This window comes from Agrobacterium larrymoorei, from assembly GCF_005145045.1.
Lineage (GTDB): Bacteria > Pseudomonadota > Alphaproteobacteria > Rhizobiales > Rhizobiaceae > Agrobacterium > Agrobacterium larrymoorei.
Map to the genome: position 1 here is coordinate 2,739,161 of NZ_CP039691.1, position 18,931 is coordinate 2,758,091.

The 18,931-nt window shown below is 54.7% G+C and carries 18 protein-coding genes; 7 read left to right on the top strand and 11 right to left on the bottom strand.

Annotation, left to right across the window (positions count from 1 at the left end; genetic code table 11):
* Positions 1-110: 110 nt before the first annotated feature.
* The 6 genes from kdpF to CFBP5473_RS13295 are packed head-to-tail and all read left to right on the top strand — an operon-like array spanning position 111 to position 7,985.
* Entirely contained in the window at positions 111-233 is a 123-nt protein-coding gene (kdpF, locus tag CFBP5473_RS13270) for a K(+)-transporting ATPase subunit F (RefSeq protein WP_084631435.1), read from the top strand.
* A gap of 18 nt (positions 234-251) precedes the next feature.
* Positions 252-1,961, top strand: coding sequence for a potassium-transporting ATPase subunit KdpA (gene kdpA, locus CFBP5473_RS13275; RefSeq protein WP_027673724.1), 1,710 nt, complete (start codon positions 252-254; stop codon positions 1,959-1,961).
* 12 nt (positions 1,962-1,973) lie between these two features.
* Positions 1,974-4,025 (top strand): potassium-transporting ATPase subunit KdpB, encoded by a 2,052-nt coding sequence (gene kdpB, locus CFBP5473_RS13280; protein WP_027673723.1) that lies wholly within the window; start codon positions 1,974-1,976, stop codon positions 4,023-4,025.
* A 2-nt stretch (positions 4,026-4,027) separates the two neighbouring features.
* Positions 4,028-4,597: a potassium-transporting ATPase subunit KdpC gene (gene kdpC / locus CFBP5473_RS13285; RefSeq protein WP_027673722.1), complete on the top strand. Its 570-nt coding sequence runs from the start codon at positions 4,028-4,030 to the stop codon at positions 4,595-4,597.
* A gap of 5 nt (positions 4,598-4,602) precedes the next feature.
* Positions 4,603-7,302 carry a sensor histidine kinase gene (locus CFBP5473_RS13290; RefSeq protein WP_027673721.1) on the top strand — a complete coding sequence of 900 codons (2,700 nt, stop codon included), beginning with the start codon at positions 4,603-4,605 and terminating at the stop codon, positions 7,300-7,302.
* Positions 7,299-7,985, top strand: coding sequence for a response regulator (locus CFBP5473_RS13295; RefSeq protein ID WP_027673720.1), 687 nt, complete (start codon positions 7,299-7,301; stop codon positions 7,983-7,985). Before CFBP5473_RS13290 ends, CFBP5473_RS13295 begins: the two co-directional genes overlap by 4 nt.
* Positions 7,986-7,990: 5 nt before the next feature.
* Here CFBP5473_RS13295 and CFBP5473_RS13300 read toward each other — a convergent pair whose 3' ends face one another.
* The 11 genes from CFBP5473_RS13300 to CFBP5473_RS13350 all read right to left on the bottom strand — a co-directional run bounded on the left by CFBP5473_RS13300 (position 7,991) and on the right by CFBP5473_RS13350 (position 17,777).
* On the bottom strand, positions 7,991-8,935 hold the full coding sequence (locus CFBP5473_RS13300; protein ID WP_051441142.1) for a GNAT family N-acetyltransferase: 945 nt from the start codon (positions 8,933-8,935) through the stop codon (positions 7,991-7,993).
* Positions 8,928-9,857, bottom strand: coding sequence for a glycoside hydrolase family protein (locus CFBP5473_RS13305; protein WP_027673718.1), 930 nt, complete (start codon positions 9,855-9,857; stop codon positions 8,928-8,930). The genes CFBP5473_RS13300 and CFBP5473_RS13305 overlap by 8 nt, the downstream gene beginning before the upstream one ends.
* A 1-nt stretch (position 9,858) precedes the next feature.
* Complete coding sequence (locus CFBP5473_RS13310) at positions 9,859-10,533, bottom strand: acetyltransferase (RefSeq protein ID WP_084631432.1); 675 nt, start codon at positions 10,531-10,533, stop codon at positions 9,859-9,861.
* Positions 10,534-10,684: 151 nt separating this feature from the next.
* Positions 10,685-11,647 (bottom strand): glycosyltransferase family 2 protein, encoded by a 963-nt coding sequence (locus CFBP5473_RS13315; RefSeq protein ID WP_027673716.1) that lies wholly within the window; start codon positions 11,645-11,647, stop codon positions 10,685-10,687.
* Between the two features lie 2 nt (positions 11,648-11,649).
* Entirely contained in the window at positions 11,650-12,756 is a 1,107-nt protein-coding gene (locus CFBP5473_RS13320) for a DegT/DnrJ/EryC1/StrS family aminotransferase (protein WP_027673715.1), read from the bottom strand.
* Positions 12,753-13,160 (bottom strand): sugar 3,4-ketoisomerase, encoded by a 408-nt coding sequence (locus CFBP5473_RS13325; RefSeq protein WP_027673714.1) that lies wholly within the window; start codon positions 13,158-13,160, stop codon positions 12,753-12,755. The genes CFBP5473_RS13320 and CFBP5473_RS13325 overlap by 4 nt, the downstream gene beginning before the upstream one ends.
* A 706-nt stretch (positions 13,161-13,866) precedes the next feature.
* Positions 13,867-14,451: a plasmid pRiA4b ORF-3 family protein gene (locus CFBP5473_RS13330; RefSeq protein ID WP_136954362.1), complete on the bottom strand. Its 585-nt coding sequence runs from the start codon at positions 14,449-14,451 to the stop codon at positions 13,867-13,869.
* Positions 14,451-16,109 (bottom strand): IS66 family transposase, encoded by a 1,659-nt coding sequence (gene tnpC, locus CFBP5473_RS13335; RefSeq protein ID WP_136954363.1) that lies wholly within the window; start codon positions 16,107-16,109, stop codon positions 14,451-14,453. Before tnpC ends, CFBP5473_RS13330 begins: the two co-directional genes overlap by 1 nt.
* A gap of 78 nt (positions 16,110-16,187) precedes the next feature.
* Complete coding sequence (gene tnpB, locus CFBP5473_RS13340) at positions 16,188-16,535, bottom strand: IS66 family insertion sequence element accessory protein TnpB (RefSeq protein ID WP_012478004.1); 348 nt, start codon at positions 16,533-16,535, stop codon at positions 16,188-16,190.
* Positions 16,532-16,873: an IS66-like element accessory protein TnpA gene (tnpA, locus tag CFBP5473_RS13345; RefSeq protein WP_136954364.1), complete on the bottom strand. Its 342-nt coding sequence runs from the start codon at positions 16,871-16,873 to the stop codon at positions 16,532-16,534. Before tnpA ends, tnpB begins: the two co-directional genes overlap by 4 nt.
* Before the next feature lie 295 nt (positions 16,874-17,168).
* Positions 17,169-17,777 carry a hypothetical protein gene (locus tag CFBP5473_RS13350; RefSeq protein WP_051441463.1) on the bottom strand — a complete coding sequence of 203 codons (609 nt, stop codon included), beginning with the start codon at positions 17,775-17,777 and terminating at the stop codon, positions 17,169-17,171.
* Positions 17,778-17,964: 187 nt separating this feature from the next.
* On the opposite strand from CFBP5473_RS13350, the gene CFBP5473_RS13355 reads away from it, so the two are divergent.
* Positions 17,965-18,873, top strand: a complete 909-nt coding sequence (locus CFBP5473_RS13355; RefSeq protein WP_234881763.1) for a hypothetical protein — start codon at positions 17,965-17,967, stop codon at positions 18,871-18,873.
* Positions 18,874-18,931: the final 58 nt, after the last annotated feature.

The window sequence follows — 18,931 nt, forward strand, 5'->3', positions numbered from 1 at the left end:
AACCTGACCTCAAGCGGCTCATCATGATCTCCTGAAATAACAGGAGAACTACATGCCCGACTTTCTATTTCTGGCGCTCGGTTTCGGCACGTTGATCGCGCTGGCGCTTTATGCCCGCGCCCTCAACAGGCTTTGAGGGTGCTGCCATGCTGGAACCCCTTTTCGGCCTCGTCGTAGCGCTCGCCCTCGGCATCTATCTCATCATCACATTGCTGCGCCCGGAACGCTTCTGATCTTTTTGGAGAATCCCCATGACCATTCTCGGGTGGCTGCAGATCAGCCTCCTCTTTGTTGCCGTGCTTCTGGCTGTCAAACCGCTCGGCCTTTACATGGCGAAAGTCTTTTCCGGTGAACGGACATGGCTGTCGCCCGTCCTCTCTCCAGTCGAACGCGGTCTTTATGCTGCGGCAGGCGTGGATATGAAGAAGGAGCAGGGCTGGCTCGGCTACACGCTGTCCATGCTCGTCTTTTCCATTGCCAGCTTTCTCGCGCTTTATGCCATCCTGCGCCTTCAGGCCGTCCTGCCGTTCAATCCGCAGGGCTTTGCCAACGTGCCGCCGGATCTTGCCTTCAACACCGCCGTCAGCTTCGTGACCAACACCAACTGGCAGAATTATGCCGGTGAATCCACGATGAGCAATTTCAGTCAGATGGCTGGATTGACGGTGCAGAACTTCCTCTCAGCGGCAGTCGGCATGGCCCTTGCCATTGCTTTTACCCGCGCTTTCGTCCGCTCGCAGGCAAGCACGCTCGGTAATTTCTGGGTCGATATGACCCGCGCCACGCTTTATGTGCTGTTGCCGCTCGCCGTCGTCGTGGCGCTCGCTTTCGTTGCCATGGGTCTGCCGCAGACCATGGATGCAAGCGTGACGGCAACGACGCTTGAGGGAAGCCAGCAGGTCATTTCGCTCGGGCCCGTCGCCAGCCAGGAAGCCATCAAGCAGCTCGGAACCAATGGCGGCGGTTTCTTCAATGCCAACGCCGCCCATCCTTTCGAAAATCCCACGGCATTTGCCAACTATCTCAACATCTTCGCCATGCTCAGCATTTCGGCGGCTTTCATCTATACTTTCGGCCAGATGGTCGGTAGCCGCCGTCAGGGCTGGGTGCTGCTCAGCGCCATGGCAGTTCTTCTGATTGCAGGCGTCGCCACCGTTTACTGGGCGGAAAGCGCCGGAAACCCGATCCTTACCTCGATTGGCGTCGATGCCGCGCAAGGCAATATGGAAGGCAAGGAAGTCCGTTTCGGTCAGGCCATGACTGCTCTTTATGCCGCAGTGACCACCGGCCTTTCGGATGGCGGCGTCAACGGCATGCACGGTTCCTTCACCGGGCTTGGTGGCCTCGCTCCGATGTTCCTCATTCAGCTGGGCGAAGTTCTGCCCGGCGGCGTCGGTTCGGGCCTTTATGGCATGATCGTCTTTGCGCTTCTTTCCGTCTTCGTCGCCGGTCTCATGGTCGGTCGCACGCCGGAATTTCTCGGCAAGAAGATCGAAGGCCGCGAGATGAAATATGCCATGCTGGCGGTTCTCATCCTGCCCACCGTCATTCTCGGCTTCACCGCAATCTCGGCCATCCTGCCGTCTGCCGTCGCCAGTATCGGCACGGCGGGTCCGCATGGCTTGTCGGAAATTCTCTATGCCTTCACCTCCGCTGCGGGCAATAACGGCTCGGCTTTCGGCGGCCTTTCCGGCAACACGACCTGGTACAACACCACGCTCGGCATCTCGATGCTGCTCGGTCGCTTCGCCTATGTCGTACCGGTCATGGCCATTGCCGGGTCGCTTGCCGCCAAGGTGCGCGTGCCTGCATCCAGCGGCACATTCCCAACGGATGGTCCGCTTTTCGTCGGCCTTCTCATCGGCATCATCCTCATCCTCGGCGGGCTGCAATTCTTCCCTGCCCTCGCACTCGGCCCCATCGTCGAACATTTCGCGATGCTTGCTGGCCAGACTTTCTAAGAGGCGAACCCCATGTCATCCAACCAACACCCATCGGCTCCCGCAAGGCCAAGCCTCTTCGACCCGGCCATCATCGTGCCCGCCGTCAAAAATGCTTTCATAAAGCTCAATCCGCGACAGTTGATGCGCAACCCCGTCATCTTCGTCACGGAAATCGTCGCCGCAGTGGTCACTATCTTCTTCATCCGTGACCTTATCTTGAACGATGGCACCGCTGTCTTTTCCGGCCAGATCGCCGCATGGCTCTGGTTCACCGTTCTCTTCGCCACCTTTGCCGAAGCCGTGGCGGAGGGGCGCGGGCGGGCGCAGGCCGATAGCCTCAAGCGCACCCGTTCCGATCTCACCGCCCGCCGCATCGTTGCCGGCGGCAAAGAGGAAAGCGTTGCGGCCACAATGCTCAAGGTCGGTGATATCGTCATCGTAGATGCAGGCGAGCTGATCCCCGGCGATGGCGAAGTCATCGAAGGCGTGGCCTCGGTCAATGAAAGTGCAATCACAGGCGAATCCGCTCCCGTCATCCGTGAATCGGGCGGCGACCGCTCCGCCGTTACCGGTGGTACGCAGGTTCTCTCCGACCAGCTGAAAATCCGCATCACCACCCCGCCCGGCGCCAGCTTCGTGGACCGCATGATTGCGCTGATCGAAGGCGCGGAGCGCCAGAAGACACCGAATGAAATCGCGCTTTCCATTCTGCTTTCGGGCCTTACCCTCGTCTTCCTCATCGTGGTCGTCACGGTCTGGGGTCTGGCGGGATATTCTGGCACGCTGGTCTCGGTCACGGTTCTCGCTGCCCTTCTGGTCACCCTTATCCCCACCACCATCGGCGGCCTTCTTTCGGCCATCGGCATTGCAGGCATGGATCGTCTCGTGCGCTTCAATGTCATCGCCACCTCGGGCCGCGCGGTGGAAGCTGCAGGCGATGTCGATACGCTGCTTCTGGACAAGACCGGCACCATCACCTTCGGCAACCGCATGGCGGCGGATTTCATTCCGGTTCCCGGCGTCACCGCCGAACAGGTGGCCGAAGCCGCGCTGCTTGCCAGCCTTTCCGATGAAACGCCCGAAGGCCGCTCCATCGCCGCACTCGCCACAGGTGAATTCGGCCTGAAGACGCCGAAGATCACTGTGGATGCCGTCGTTCCCTTCTCCGCCCAGACCCGTCTTTCCGGCGTAGATACGAACGGCAAATCCTTCCGCAAGGGCGCCATCGACGCCATCCTCAAATTCAGCGGTGCAGCCGATGGCAATGCCCCGGCAGAGTTTCATCAGGCGGTGGATCGCATCGCCCGCACTGGCGGTACGCCGCTTGGTGTTGCTGAAGGCAGCCGCCTTCTCGGCGTCATTCACCTGAAAGACGTGGTGAAGCCCGGGATCAAGGAGCGCTTCGCCGCCCTGCGCTCCATGGGTATCCGCACCGTCATGGTTACGGGCGATAACCCGGTTACGGCTGCGGCAATCGCCTCTGAAGCGGGTGTCGATGACTTTCTGGCGGAAGCGACGCCGGAGGACAAGCTCGACTATATTCGCCGTGAACAGAAGGGCGGCAGGCTGATTGCCATGTGCGGCGATGGCACCAACGATGCCCCAGCGCTTGCCCAGGCCGATGTCGGCGTTGCGATGCAGACGGGAACGCAGGCCGCGCGCGAGGCAGCCAATATGGTGGATCTCGATTCCAGCCCGACCAAGCTCATCGAGATCGTGGAAATCGGCAAGCAGTTGCTGATGACGCGCGGCTCGCTGACCACCTTCTCCATCGCCAACGATGTCGCCAAATATTTCGCCATCATCCCGGCGCTGTTCGTCACCACCTATCCGGCGCTCGGCAGCCTCAACATCATGGCGCTGTCTTCACCGCAATCGGCCATCCTCTCGGCGGTCATCTTCAATGCCCTGATCATCATCGCGTTGATTCCGCTTGCCCTCAAGGGCGTGGCCTATCGTCCCTCTGCCGCGGCTGCGCTTCTTAGGCGCAACCTCCTTGTTTACGGCCTCGGCGGTCTGCTTCTGCCGTTTGCCGGTATCAAGGTCATCGATATCGCCGTTTCCGCGCTTCATCTGGTGTAATCATGCTGAACCAAATTCGCCCCGCCATCGTCATTCTGGCTTTCTTCATCGCCCTCACAGGGCTCGGCTACCCGCTTGCCATCACCGGCATTGCCCAAACGCTGATGCCAGCACAGGCCAACGGCTCGCTGATCCGCAAAGGTGACGCCGTGATCGGCTCCAGCCTGATCGGCCAGAACTTCACGTCCGATCGTTACTTCTGGCCGCGCCCCTCCGCGACAAGCCCGGATGCTTACAATGCTGCCGCTTCTTCCGGCTCCAACCTTGGCACCACATCTGCCAAGCTGAAGGAGCGGGTTGGAGGCGATGTCGCGCGCCTGAACGGGGCGGGCATCGCCTCTCCCGTCCCTGCCGATGCCGTCACCACATCCGGCTCGGGCCTCGATCCGCACATCACCCCGGCCTTTGCCGCGGCACAGGTGGAACGCGTTGCCAAGGCACGCAATCTCTCCCCGGCAGATGTGCAGGCTCTGGTGCAAACAAAAACCGAAGGACGCCAGCTTGGCATAGTCGGCGAACCGCGTGTGAATGTGCTAGAGCTTAACCTTGCGCTGGATGCGCTGAAGAGCTGAGACGAATGGCGCCAAATGATCGTGACGGCCTGAACAGGCCTGACCCGGATGCATTGCTTGCCCTGGCGGAGAAAGACCGCCGGGGCAAGCTTACTATTTTTCTGGGTGCCGCACCCGGCGTGGGCAAAACCTACGCCATGCTCGCCCGCGCCCGTCGCCTGAAAGCCGATGGCGTGGATGTCGTCGTGGGGCTGGTGGAAACCCATGCGCGCGCGGAAACCTCCGCCCTCCTCGAAGGTCTTGAAGTCCTCCCCCGCCTTGAATTCGACTATCGCGGCAAGCCCTTGCAGGAATTCGATCTGGACGCCGCGCTTTCCCGCAAACCGCGCGTCATCCTGGTGGATGAGTTAGCCCATTCCAACCCGAAAGGCTTCCGGCACCCGAAGCGCTATCAGGATATCGAAGAGCTGATTGCCGCTGGCATCGAGGTCTGGACCGCGCTCAACATCCAGCATCTGGAAAGCCTGTCCGATCTCGTTGCCCAAATCACCGGCGTCACCATTCGCGAGCGCGTGCCGGACACGGTGCTCAAACGCGCAGACGAGGTCGTGTTGGTCGATCTTCCACCGGGCGAGCTGATCCAGCGTCTGAACGAAGGCAAGGTCTATCTGCCGGATAGCGCCAAGCGCGCGACCGACCGCTTCTTCCGCCTCGGAAATCTTACCGCCCTGCGCGAACTGGCCCTGCGCCGCACCGCAGACCGCGTGGACGACCAGATGGTCGATTATCTTCGCCAGAACGCTATTGAAGGGCCTTGGGCAACTGCGGAAAGGCTGCTCGTCTGCATCGGCCCGGATGTGCTTTCGGACAAGGTTGTGCGCGTGGCAAGCAGGCTCGCATCCGGCCTCAATGCGCCTTGGACAGTCGTCAGCATGTTGCGCGACGATCAGGAAACCATGGACGAGGAAAGCCTGCGCCGCATCGACGACATCTTCCGTTTCGCCGAAAAGCTCGGTGCGGAAACCCGCCATGTGACCGGCAACGACTTCGTAACCGAAATCCTCAAGCTCGCCCGGCGCGAACACGCAACGCAGATCGTCATAGGCTCACAGCGCCGCAGGTGGCTCTCCAATCCGCTTCGCCCTACCCTTTCAGACGCCTTGGCCAAAGAGGCAACAGGCATCGGCCTGCATCTGGTGACCGCCGACAGCGCCGCCACCCCGCAATCCGCGGCGGCCAAGCGCTCTCGCCTGCCACATCTTTCCGCCCTGTCCAGATCGCTGCTTTGCGCGGTCGGCACGGTCGCAGCTGCCACGGTGGCTGGCCTTGCGCTGGATCAGGTCACCCACCTGCCGAATATCTCGCTTCTCTTCCTGCTCGCCGTTCTTGGCGCGGCCTCCGCTGCGGGCTTCATCGCGGCCATGATGGCGGCGATTCTTTCGGCCCTTGCCTATAACTTCTTCTTCATCGCGCCGGTCGAAACCTTCACCATCGCCTCTCCGCATGAAGTGTTTGCACTCGCCGTCTTCATCGTCGCCGCGCTCTTGGCAGGAAGCCTTGCCTCGCGCATTCGCGAGCAGGCGCAGGCCGCTCGCCAGCGTGCCGCCGATATGCAGGCGCTTTACGATTTTTCCCGCAAACTGGCCGGAACGGCAAAGCCTGAAGAAGTGCTCTGGGCCTCCGTCACGCAGTTGCAAGGCAGCGTAAGGCGCAATGTCGTCATGCTTCTGCCCAAGGGCGAGGATCTGGAAGTCGTGGCCGCCTGGCCGCCGGATACGGAACTCGGCGTCTCCGAACTGACGGCAGCACGTTGGGCCAACAGCCGCTCCGAACCTTCAGGCTCCGGCACCGGTACTCTGCCCAACTGCCGCTTCCAGTTCCGCCCGCTGATGAGCCCCCATGGTGTCGTCGGCGTGTGCGGTTTTGAGCCGGGTGAAGACGGGCTCGATTCCAACGCCGAGCGCAAACTTGCCGCCATTCTCGATCAGGCCGCAACGGCAATCGACCGCGCCCGCCTTTCCTCCGAAAGCACCGAGCAGGCCGCGCGGCTGGAGGGTGAGCGATACCGCGAGGCGCTTCTCTCCTCCATCTCCCACGATCTGCGCACGCCCCTGGCAACGATCACCGGCTCCGTCACCAGCCTGCGGGAACTGGGCGACCGCATGCCGCCGGAAAGCCGGGACGATCTGCTGCAATCTATCGAAGAGGAAAGTGCGCGCCTCACCCGCTTCGTCGCCAACCTGCTGGACATGACCCGCATCACCGCAGGCACCTTGCAGGCAAAACGAGACTGGGTGGATGTCGCCGACGTGGTCCGCTCCGCAGTCGACCGTGCCCGAAAGTACTTTCCGAGCCAAAGCTTCGAGACAGGCATCGCAAAAGATTTGCCGGTCATCCGTGCGGATTCCGTTCTTCTCGGCCAGGTTCTCTTCAACCTGCTGGACAATGCCGCCAAATATGGCGGTGGCGATCCGGTCAATGTCTATGCGCGGCGCGATGCAAACGAGATCGTGGTTTCGGTCACGGATCACGGCAAGGGTATTCCCGCCGAGGACCTCGACCGCGTCTTTGAAAAATTCTATCGTCGCTCAAAATCGGACGGACGCTCTCCGGGAACGGGTCTCGGCCTTTCCATCGCCCGCGGCTTTATCGAGGCGATGGGCGGGCACATTCATGCGGAAAGCCCTGCCGTGAAGAAGCGTGGTACGCGCATCGTCATGCGTTTTCCGTTGAACGAGCAGAGCGAAGGCAGGCAGAAACAATGACGCTGGGACGTATTCTGGTGGTGGATGACGAGCCGCAAATCCGGCGGTTTCTGCGGCCAGCGCTCGCCGCTGCCGGATATGACGTCATCGAAGCGGAGAATGGTGCAGACGCCATCAAGGCCGTCGCCACCGCCGCCCCGGATATCATCATCCTCGATCTTGGTCTGCCAGACATGGACGGCAAGGATGTGATCGCCAATCTGCGCGGCTGGTCCAGGCTTCCCATCATCATATTGTCCGCCCGCGACCGCGAAACCGAAAAAATCGCTGCACTCGATCTCGGTGCTGACGACTATATCGAAAAACCCTTTGGCATCGGAGAACTCACCGCCCGCATCCGCACCGCCATGCGCCACGTCGGCAAAACCGAAACGCAACCCTCCTCGATTGACGTGGACGGCCTTTCCATCGACACCCAACGCCGCCTCGTCGCCCGCGAAGGCACCGGCATCAAGCTGACGCCAAAGGAATACGATCTCCTCATCCTCCTCGCCCACCACGCCGGCCGCGTCGTCACCCACCGAACGCTCCTAACCTCCGTCTGGGGCCCCGCCCACAGCGAAGACCTCCACTACCTCCGCGTCTTCATCGGCCAGCTGAGACAGAAAATAGAACGCGATCCCGCTCAGCCGAAGATTATTCAGACGGAACCTGGGGTGGGGTATCGGTTTGTTTTGGAGTGATGGAGTTATGCCAGATCGATCTCAAACTGCTGATAAACGACGCTGCGAGCGCCGAACATCTCTTTCTGCAGAGCCAATCCCTCGTTCAACTGACGCCCTTGAGAAGTCGTTGAAATCCCGAAGTCGAACCAATCGCGTCCCATAAATATATTTTCCATTAAATATGAAACGATGAAATCTACGCTTCCGATTTCCCGGCCCCGTGCAGACGCGGCTATATACTGGACATGGACGGTTCTGCCGCAGTCAAAAATAACTAAGCCGGCAACCATCTTATCATTCTCAAACGCGCCGAAGAGACTGATTTCATCGGGAAAACTTCGAGCCAACATTTCAATTTCTCTAAGAGAATGCGTGGGCGAAGCCTCATGACGATGAGCCAAGACCTCAGAAAGTATATTCCAATAAGCTTGCCAATCCCGGCTTTGACGTACAACCAAATTAGCCTTCTTCGCCAACGCTACAGCCTGTTTCCTTGACTTTGATGGCTTGAGGCGCCGTGCAAGAGGAATGGCGGAGGACAAATCGCATCGTATCAATCGGGCATTATGGCGAAATAGTGCGTAGAGGTCTTCATCAGCAGGCTGCGTCTGGTAGATATGAGGAACAGGCTTGTAGTAGAGCCTTTTTGCATCCTGCTCCCGGTAGAATTCCAAAATCGCGTTAAACGTCTTGAGAAAAATCTCAATCCGCATTTTCGACCCCGTAACTACGCCGCCGTAGGTGAGACCACCATGGGAAAATATCGCTCCCTCCGCGCTATTTGCCGGCAATACCGCGATCAATACTCCATCTTGCCTAACCATAATTGAGGCGTCATGAAATCGATCAGCGTGGTAATCCATAAAGTCGCGATTGTGGAGAAAAGTACCATTCTTCGAACTCGATATCCAATCGTTCCATTCCAGCTTGTTTTCGGAACGATATGAGTGAACACTGATATCAGCCACCAGACTCCTCCCAAATCGCCACACCGACACCTGAGCGACCCATGCCATTACCGTTGTAAAACAAATAGGTGTCGCCCTGCTCCGTGACAATCTTGGCCGGATAACACGTCATCTCGCTATCCCAGTCACCTACGGAGCCGCGAGGTAGTTCTACAAGTTTGGTCCTTTCGAAAGTGATTCCATTTTTGGACACGGCTAAAAAGGACTCATATCTCTTATCCACCGTATCGGAAGTTACCCGAAGTTCATATCCATCACCGTTTCTGTTCGCTCTAGGTCTGCCAATACGATATTCGGATCCTTCAACATCCATTATCTTTATTGCATTATTCATATCGAAACTAACCCCATCAGGGCTTTCTATCATCCAACAGTTGTATTCGGGGTAAGAAATTCCTTGTATGTTTTTCCAGCCGTGACCACATGATATCCACGCTCGATACCCTGTAGTCAGTTTCTCAATACTGTGAAGTGCTCCAATGAATGGAGACTTGGGCGATCGGTCTAGGACCGGAGTATTTTGCACCCTTGTAAAACTCGATCCGCCATCGTGGCTAATAGCCAAACCAGTAAAAGCGAGAAATTTCACTTCTTGAACGATTTGGAAGCCAACATAGTACATCCATAACTCAGAAGATGTCTGTCGAATTATGTCGCCGAGTATGACGCCATTATCGTCAAACATGCCTGGCTGACCAGTTCCGAGTGCTGGTTTATCTGCAACCCGAAGAACTTTGGTTGGATCAACTCGATCAACATCAATCCATGAAATACGAGATACGCCAGCTTTATCCCTGACTCCGCCAAAGATACGAATTACGTCTTCGGTGATCTGCAAGGGCACCGGGGTCATAAAGGAATGTTCGGCCCACTCATATACGCCTTCAGGGCAAAAAACTCTTCCAAGCTTCTTCCAACTCATCCTAAGCCTTTAACTTAAAATAGCGATAACTACTGACCTTGGACGGCGCAGCAGGATGACCGGTAAGCAAAATCCCTGGATCTGGGAATGACTTGTTAACGACAGCAGCCAAAGCTACAAAGCAGTCGTCACCCGTCACGATGTGGTCCGCAAAAGTTGCATTGACCCCAATAAAGCTTCTGCGGCCAATTTTACAGTAGCCTGAAATGACGCAGTGGGATGACAAAAAGGAGAATGCACCTATCTTGCTTTGGTGTCCGATGTGGTTACCGCTCCACATTACGACGCCGTCACCTATCTCTACGCCATGCTGGACAACGTTGTTTTCAAAAATGAAAACGTTTTCCCCTACGATTGCCGTTCGCCAAACGAAAGCGTGAGAACTTATGTAATTGGCGAACACGTAGCCCTTAGACTTCATCAAAAGATAAAGACGTTCGCGCACACGGTTAAGTTCGGTGCTCGTTATGGCGATATGAACAGAAACATCGTCCGGTGGAAATTCTTGCTCGCAGCGCTCAACGTCGACGAGAGGAAGACCATGGTGCTGATGGCCAGTCCGATAAGTTTCTTCAACGGCAAAGCCGACGACATCATAAGAGGAATCATTCGTGAAATACTCATAAGCGATATCGGCGAATTCACCAGCACCGACGATTAAAAGCTTTTTAGTCATGACTTCTTCTCATTAGTACCTTGTTCTTTCGGGGCTGAGATTTACGGCTAGCAGGCTGCAACGCGCAAGTGAACGCATACCCAAAAGAATTTGTGCTTAAAATGGTGGTTCAGGGACAAGCCACATCGGGCGGACTCAAGTAGATAGCTCATCATACGCGCCCACTGACTTTGTTCCACATATGCCTAAAGCGATATCCTCTAGCCTTCCATGTCGACCGGAAACCCAAGTACTGCCTGTCGATATCATGGTGGAGATTTCTTGCCTGCTCGATTTCATGTCGGCGACCGTTTAATAATCCCTCTTTGAAAAAGAGATTCACTGATCGCCACATCCGGTTCGGGAATGGGCGATCTTTGTAATACCGCTCTTTCCATTGAACCAAGCATTTGATCTGCCGCAGTAAATTAGCATGAATGTTGCCTCCATGCTTACGATAGGCAACCCCGGCATTATCTTCGAAAGCAAAAGTGAGATTTGGAAAAGCCACCATATAATTAAGCAACTTCGTGCGGAAAATGATGTCGTCCCCGATCAAGTCTTCATCGTAACCGCCGAAGGCGCGTATAACCGACAGTCTAAATACTGCACCCTGCACGTAAAACGCACCTAAACTTTTGAAATCGTACTCAAGCAAATCTAGCGTGCAGCTGAATATCTGCTGGTTCAAGCCAGCCCTTGATGTCGCCTCACTTAGAACGTTGTCTCCAGCATCAATTTCTACGGTGTAGATGTTTGCTACGAATGTCAGATTTTGGTCAGTTTCCAGTCGCTTTATTTTCGTTGAAATGCAACTGGGAAGTAGAATGTCGTCAAGCGAAGTTAGTGACACATACTCGCCCCTCGCGGCAGCGAGGCCTCGATTAACGTTCATAGGAACGTTACCTGTGTTGTTTTGAGCTAAAAGTGTGTACGGCCTTCCACTAGCTTCCAGAGCATCTCTTACAATGTCCACATTCCCATCAGTGGATCCATCATCAACGACAATGATCTCTATGTTGGGATAATCTTGATCTGCTATCGACTGTATCGACGCTCGTGAGAATTTTGCGTGATTATAGGTGGTGCAAACAACAGAGCAAAGGGGGCTCGCCTTTTCTTCGGCTTCTCTCATGGTCACGCATTATCCAAAACTGCAAGCACAGATGAAATGACGTGATCTATTTCATTATCCGTCATCTGCGGGCCGATGGGCAAGCTCAACATTTCTCGCGCTTGTTGAGCCGCAATTGGGAAGGACTGAGGCTCATATTCGAGATGTTGATAGGCTTTTTGCATGTGTGGTGGAATTGGATAGTGGATTTGCGTCTGCACCCCCCTCTGGCTCAACTGATCCATCAACCAGTCTCTTTTGGCATGACGTATTACAAAGAGATGCCAAACTGGCTGAGACCAAGTCGGAACAAGGGGCAAAATAAGTGCGGTATCTCTAAATGCATTCATATATCTTCGCGCGATTTCGCAGCGACGAGCATTCCAGTCGTCCAATACGCCCAGCTTAACCTTCAGTACAGCAGCTTGAACGGGATCCATGCGGCTATTAAACCCGGCAATCTCGTTAACATACTTTTCTTTAGAACCGTAATTGCGGAGAAGCCTGAGCCGGTCAGCCACGTTCGTGTCGCTTGTCGTTATCCCACCTGCGTCACCTAATGCGCCCAGGTTCTTTCCTGGATAGAAACTCCACGCAGCTGCAAAACGCGTAGTGCCCACTCTGCGCGTTTTATATCTGGCACCATGCGCCTGCGCAGCATCCTCTATGATTGCAATATCGGTACCTTTAACCACTTCGGCGATCCCATCAACATCCGCAGCTTGGCCGTAAAGATGAACCGGAATAATTGCTCTCGTTTTTGCAGTAATCAAGTGCCGGACAGAGTCAGCGTCGATACAGTAAGTGTCGTTGTTCGGCTCGGCTGGAACTATAGTGGCACCTGTTCTCGTCACAGCAAGCCAAGTGGCGATGAACGTATTCGAAGGCACTATGACCTCATCACCCACACCTACATTAAAGGCGCGCAAAGCAAGCTCAAGAGCCTCTAGGCCATTTGCAACCGCCACTGCGTCCGTTACCCCGCAATATCGGGCAAAATCGGCTTCGAACTCTGCGACCTCTTCACCGCCGATATACCATCCCGATCTCAAAGCCCTTAGCGCAGCTGCTTCGATGTCTTCAGCAAGCTCGTCATAACTCAGTTTGAGATTTAAGAAGGGAACGTTCATTTCAGCACCGTGTTTCGAAAATCTTGATAATCGCGAATGTAGTCCACCTCGTCGTATGCCTCGGAGGCCAACACCAAACACACCGCGCCAGAAGAAAAGTTATCCAGATATCGCCAGGTCATAGGGCAAATATAGAGGCCTTGATAGGACCGATTGAGATGAAATGTCTTTTGAGCAGTACCATCATCCAGCCGGACGTCAAAGCTTCCGGAGATCGAAATCATAAATTGATGCAGATTTTTGTGGGCATGGCTCCCACGATCTGCACCGCCCGGAACGTCGTATAGATAATAAACCCTCTTGACCTCGAATGGTATATGGTTGCTGCCCTCAATAAAAGTGAGACTGCCTCGAACGTCCGAGATTTTCGGCAACTGTAAAATGCGGCAATCGGCAAGAGCCACAGCAATTTCCTCCAAAATTTTAACTTGATTTATGAGAAACGTTTGGGAGAAGCAACAACGTTGTAAGGGTGTACGAACATCTGACTAGCCACCGATCAGGTGCACCTCACCTATTTCCACCTCTAGCTTTAGGCGCCCAATTAGCCATCAGTACATTGCATCCTTTCCAATATCGCTGAGCACTACGAAGCGAAGAAGGCGTCGAATTGGAAATTCACATAAAGCTCCGTCCACGCCTCGGCAGAAGTCAATAGAGCGAAAAGCGCTTAGAATGTGGTGACAATTAATTAAATTGGATTTCGTTTAGGCCGCAAATCAGAGTCAACTTCAGTTTTAAACTTGGTGATGAGTGACAAACCCTTCGGCGCAACACGTGCCTCGGCCGGTCTAGGCGCACACTGGCGTGAGTTGCCAGACTGTTTCAGCTAAATTACTGTTAACGACGCCCTTATCGCTGGATCGAGCACTGCATATTTTGATCAAATTTTCGATGCTGCCCGTGCTTTGCGACTCTAGATAATAATTGATTTGCCGGTACAGCCTAATACATTTCCACTACAGGGAATCCAAAAAATCTTTTGAAACACCAATTAATTTAGTGAGTTAATGGTGCCCGAACGCGGATTTGAACCACGGACACGCGGATTTTCAACAGGACTGGGAAATACCACAGTTGGGCTGTAAGCATTCGCCGAGGACCGCAGTGTCAGGTTTTTTTGCGCGATCTGCGCTTCCATTTCGCAGCCAGAGCCTCGACGTTTTTGCCGAGATTTCTTGCATCGGCCTGGCTGGGGTCGTAGTCTGAACTTCCCCACCATTCGAGCAGTTCTTGATGTCGCTCATGGTTGACGTCGGCAATAGCCTCACGGAACTCTTCATAGCCCCAAGGGCCGCCAACATCCTCTGGCGGGCACCTTCCGACAGCCTCGAGAAGGAAAGGATCATCAAAGCCGGGGGTAGCCGGAAAGGTCTTTTCGATTTTCACTGTGTGCGTCCAGCCGTCACCGAAGTCATAGAGATACTTGAATGACTTCGCGCCGATATCTTCGATGGCGGCAAGAAGCGTTTCCTTGCGAGCATCAATGGGGTCATCAAAGCCGCCATCAGGCACGCCGAATCCGATGTCACGGATCCTGAACTCATAGAGATGACTGTTGGTCCAGCCGAAAGCCTGCTGGAGAACATCATGAAGCCGGTCGAGCCGAATGCGGAACGGCACGACAACGCGCCGCATCACCAAGGGATCAACGTCATCGAGCGTGATCTTCAAGCGAACGAGAGGACCTGCCATCAGGCCGCCTGCTGCAGAGATTTTGTTGCGGGGTTCCGCCAATTCCAGGGAAGAAGTTCATCGATCAGGCTGGCAGGATGATCGGCGATGCGGGCGAGAACATCTGCAAGCCAGGTCTGTGGATCAGTGCGGTTCATTTTCGCGGTGACGATCAGGCTGTACATGGCTGCCGCCCTTTGCCCTCCGCGGTCGGAACCGGCAAATAGCCAGGCTTTTCGTCCAAGGGCCACACCACGCAGAGATCGCTCCGCGCAATTGTTCGACAGGCAAATCCGGCCGTCGTCGAGGAAGCGGGTGAAGGATTCCCAGCGGTTCAGCATATAGTCAAATGCCTTTGCCAGGTCGTTGTCACGCGGCAACCTGGCGCGGTGGTCGCGTATCCATATTTCCATCTCGTCGATCAACGGCTTTGATAATTGCTGGCGGATCGCTTTTCTCTCATCGGCAGTGCGGCCATTGATCTGGCGTTCGATCTCGAACAGCGCGTCGATCCGCTGCACCATGTTCAAGGCGATTGGTGAGATAACGGCGGCACTTTTACCCTGCCCTTTTCGGCGCGCATTGGCCTCCAGATCGGCTTGCGCAAAGAATGGCCGCCTGGCATGCGCCCAACACGCCGCTTCATAAATCGGGCCCGGACTTCGATCAGGAAGATAGAGCTGGCCATAGCCGGTATAGGCGTCCGCCTGAAGGATACCGCTATAATTGGCCAGATGTGCCTGTGGATGTTCGCCGGCCCGGTCCCGGGAATAATAGAACATCACCGACGGTGGAGCCGTTCCGCCGAACGGAGCATCGTCCCTGACATAGCTCCATATCCGGCCGGTTGCGGTCTTGCCGAGAGCTAGAACCGGCACGGTCGTGTCATCACCGTGGATCCGTTCAGACGCGAACGTATGGCTTTCAATCCGTCGCACCAGCGGGTCAAGGACCTGGCAGCACGCACCAATCGCGTCTGCTGCAGTCGACAGGCTGATCGGCACACCCTCCAAGGCAAAACGTTCGACCTGGCGATTGAGGGGAATATGCTGGCCGAACTTGTCGCAGAGCATCATCGCCAAAAGGCTTGGCCCCGCCCATCCTCTCGGGATGACATGGAAGGGTGCAGGTGCCTGGCTGATCTTCTCGCAGTCACGGCAGGTGAACTTTTCCCGCACCGTCTGAATGACCTTCCAGCTCCGCGGTACGCTCTCCATCGTTTCGGTGATGTCTTCGCCGAGCTTGCGAAGCCGTTCACCGCCACAGCAACTGCAGGCAACCGGCCCTGGCACCACAACACGCTCACGCGGCAGATGTTCCGGGAATGGCTTCTTGACCGGCCGCTTGCGCGTAAAGCCGGTGACCGCAATCGCAGATGCTGCAGCAACGGCCATTTCGGCGGCAAGCTCATCTTCGGTCGCCGTCGCTTCGGCGTCCTCCAGCATCAGCTCCATCTGCGCAATCAGCCGCGCCGTCCGTTCCGACTTCTGACCGCGAAGCTCCCGTTGCAGCTTTTCGATATAGACTTTCTGGCGAAGAATGATGGCCTGATCGTCGGCCTCCTTGGCCTTGGCAACAGCCAATTCGGCCAAAGCAGCAGCACGCTCCGCCCGCGCTGTCGCCAATTCTGCTTCAAGAGCAGCAGCATGATCGCGGTGATTTTCGAAGCCCGGTTCCATGCTCGAAGTGAATCACAAAACCCCTGATTTGCACAGCTTTTCTTGATGGCAATGGCGGCAAATCCTCGCCAAAATTCGCTATCCAGCGCTCGTCGGACGCCATGTCTGCTGCGGGTTTCGCCAGTCAATTCCCTCAAGCAAGTAGGACATCTGGCCAGCCGTCAGCGCAATTGCTCCGCCCTCAGTCACCGGCCAAATAAAACGGCCACGCTCGAGCCGCTTTGCGTACAGCGAAAGCCCAATTCCGTCATGCCAAAGAGCCTTGATCAGCCGGCCGCTTTTACCGCGGAAAACAAAAACGTCCCCCTTGAACGGATCACGACCAAGACCTTCCTGCACGATCAGAGCAAGACCCTGCATTCCCTTGCGCATATCGCAATGGCCGCTCGCAATCCAAACCCGCACGCTCGAACTGATCGGGATCATTTGAGCGCTCGCATCACTGCAGCGGCAAGATCACAAGGCACGCCGGAGGCAATCCTCACCTTGATACAGTTCGCAAAGTCCACAACTATGGTTGCCGCACCACCATCGCCACCGCTAGAAACATCCAGAACTGTTGCCGGCACAAAAGCAGGCCCATCTTTCACAGTCAGCGCTTGGCGCCGCCACGTGTAGAGCAGCCCCGTCGAAACATCAAAACGACGCGCTACCTCCGAGACATTTGCCCCAGGAGCAAATGCTGCCTCCAGAATTTCCAGCCGTCGGTCCGGTGACCAACGACGACGCCGTTCTTGACCCGTCAGCAAAATGGCCTGTGCCATAGTTCCTCATTGCGCTCTTAAGTCCACTCTCAAGAGCGCAAAATCACGTTATCGCCAAAAACTCGCAAGGCGGTCCACGCCGGAGGGATACGTTGGGCTCATCTCGTATCAATCAGCTTCAGTAAGATGTTGAACGCATTAAGATCAGAGCTGCCAAACCGTATCATCAAATTTCATCGCCAACCGTTCAATCTCAGCGGCTGTGGCTCCCATAAGACACCCAGATACCTGTGTCGCTCAGCTTCACGGTAACTATTACCCATTATCGCTCGAACTCAGTTGTTGGCTCAACGCACTATGAACAACTGTTGCCATTTGTTTGAAGCAAATAAAAGCAAGGGACGCTTACCGCTCCTCTTTCTGTCTTTTTTTCAGTGAACCATGCATAAGCTAAAAGTGCGAGCATCAATAAAATGATCACATAGACAATTCTCTTCGTCCAAACGAAATTAGCTTCGCCTTCTTTTACACGCGTCCATTCAAATTTCAGGAGCTTTTGTGAAGAGTCGATGAATCCCTTTTCCAGCTCTCGTATTTTTTCAGGAGTTAAATTTGAATTGCTCTGAGAGATGGATTCAAACTCAGACATCGATTTTAGAAGTGCTTTTGCAGGCTCCTCAGATGGGTTCACACGAAGCGTAATTCCATGGCTCGCCTCATTGAGCAGTTTGTAATTTGCTAGCAACGCTGCATCATCAATTGCTCTGCCGGCTCTTGCTAGGCGTAGGGCGTCACATATTGCATTGATATTTACGAGATATGACACCACACATTTTCTCAGTTCATCTATCCACGCCTGCCTAAACTCCGATACTTTTTGCTCTTTGCCAATAACAAGCCCTAACAGAGAAACTAAACCTGCTATCGCGGCAGCCCCGACGGCTCCTATACTGATTTCGTTCATTCTATCTCGTTCTCTGTTTAGCTTTGCTACGGTTACATCTAGATAAGGAAAGGTTGAAATAATAAGCGAAAGATGCAACGTACGGTGAACGGTAGCAAGGGTGCGATGGGCGTCGCAGGGGAATAGTTTTTAGATGTCGGAGACTTTGACCTTTCATTTCGAGGGTGCGTTAGCAGATTCACACAGAATGAACTTCTATGAGTCTGCCCGCTTTCAATATGCCGCTGCGCGTCTCGTCGTTAAGTTGGCGCAATTTCGACAACACGGCAGATTCGTAAAGAGCATTACGAACAAATCCAATTTCAGCATACAACTGAAAAGTCAGTCTGAGGGTTCGTTCAATATTAATGTAGAGGACCCAGGTCAGTCTGAAGACGAGAATCCATTCATCAACATATCTTTGGCTGACCTTGTCGCTTATGTTAGTGAACGAGTAATCGAAAAAATCGATGAGCCAACGCTATCCACAGTGTCAGCACCGTCCGATGGCCAACAACCAACAAGCTCGACATCCAAACTCAGTGTTCTTGTAGATGACGTGATTGCTGGGCGGGTGTCTGCTGACAGCTTTTCGGATTCTACCCAAGAATTAGTCAAGCGCCGGATATCGGAATACCATCGAGAGCAAAGACTAGTAGAGAACGAGGCGGCTGTATCTTCGATTAGCTCTAGTCAGAGCCAGAAACTGATTGCAATGTCCGCTCCGTTGATTAGTGAGATGGCGACAGCGTTGAGAACAAGTGCCGACACCTTAGAAATCAGGTCATCCGCTCACGAGGACACGCGCCCGGTACTGTTCCTAAATCGAAAAATGGCTTCGGAGATTGAAACTGCAATTGTTGACAAAACCCCGAACCTGATACTTGGCGATATTACGCAGTTCAACAAAGACAATGGCTGGGGGAAAATTAAAATTGAGAATGGAGCTAAAACTCTAAACTTTAGTATCCCCTACGATATTCTCCCAACGGTGAAAAAAACGTTGATCGACAACATGAAACGCGATCTCGTTTACGTGCAGGTCTATTTCGTTAGAGATCGGGCTGGAGATATAAAGCGAATGATAGTGGTTGGCATATCCAAAACACCAACGTAATCAGCTAATCTAAACGCCATCGAGCTTGGGGAGACCATCAAATTGGCTCCGCTATATC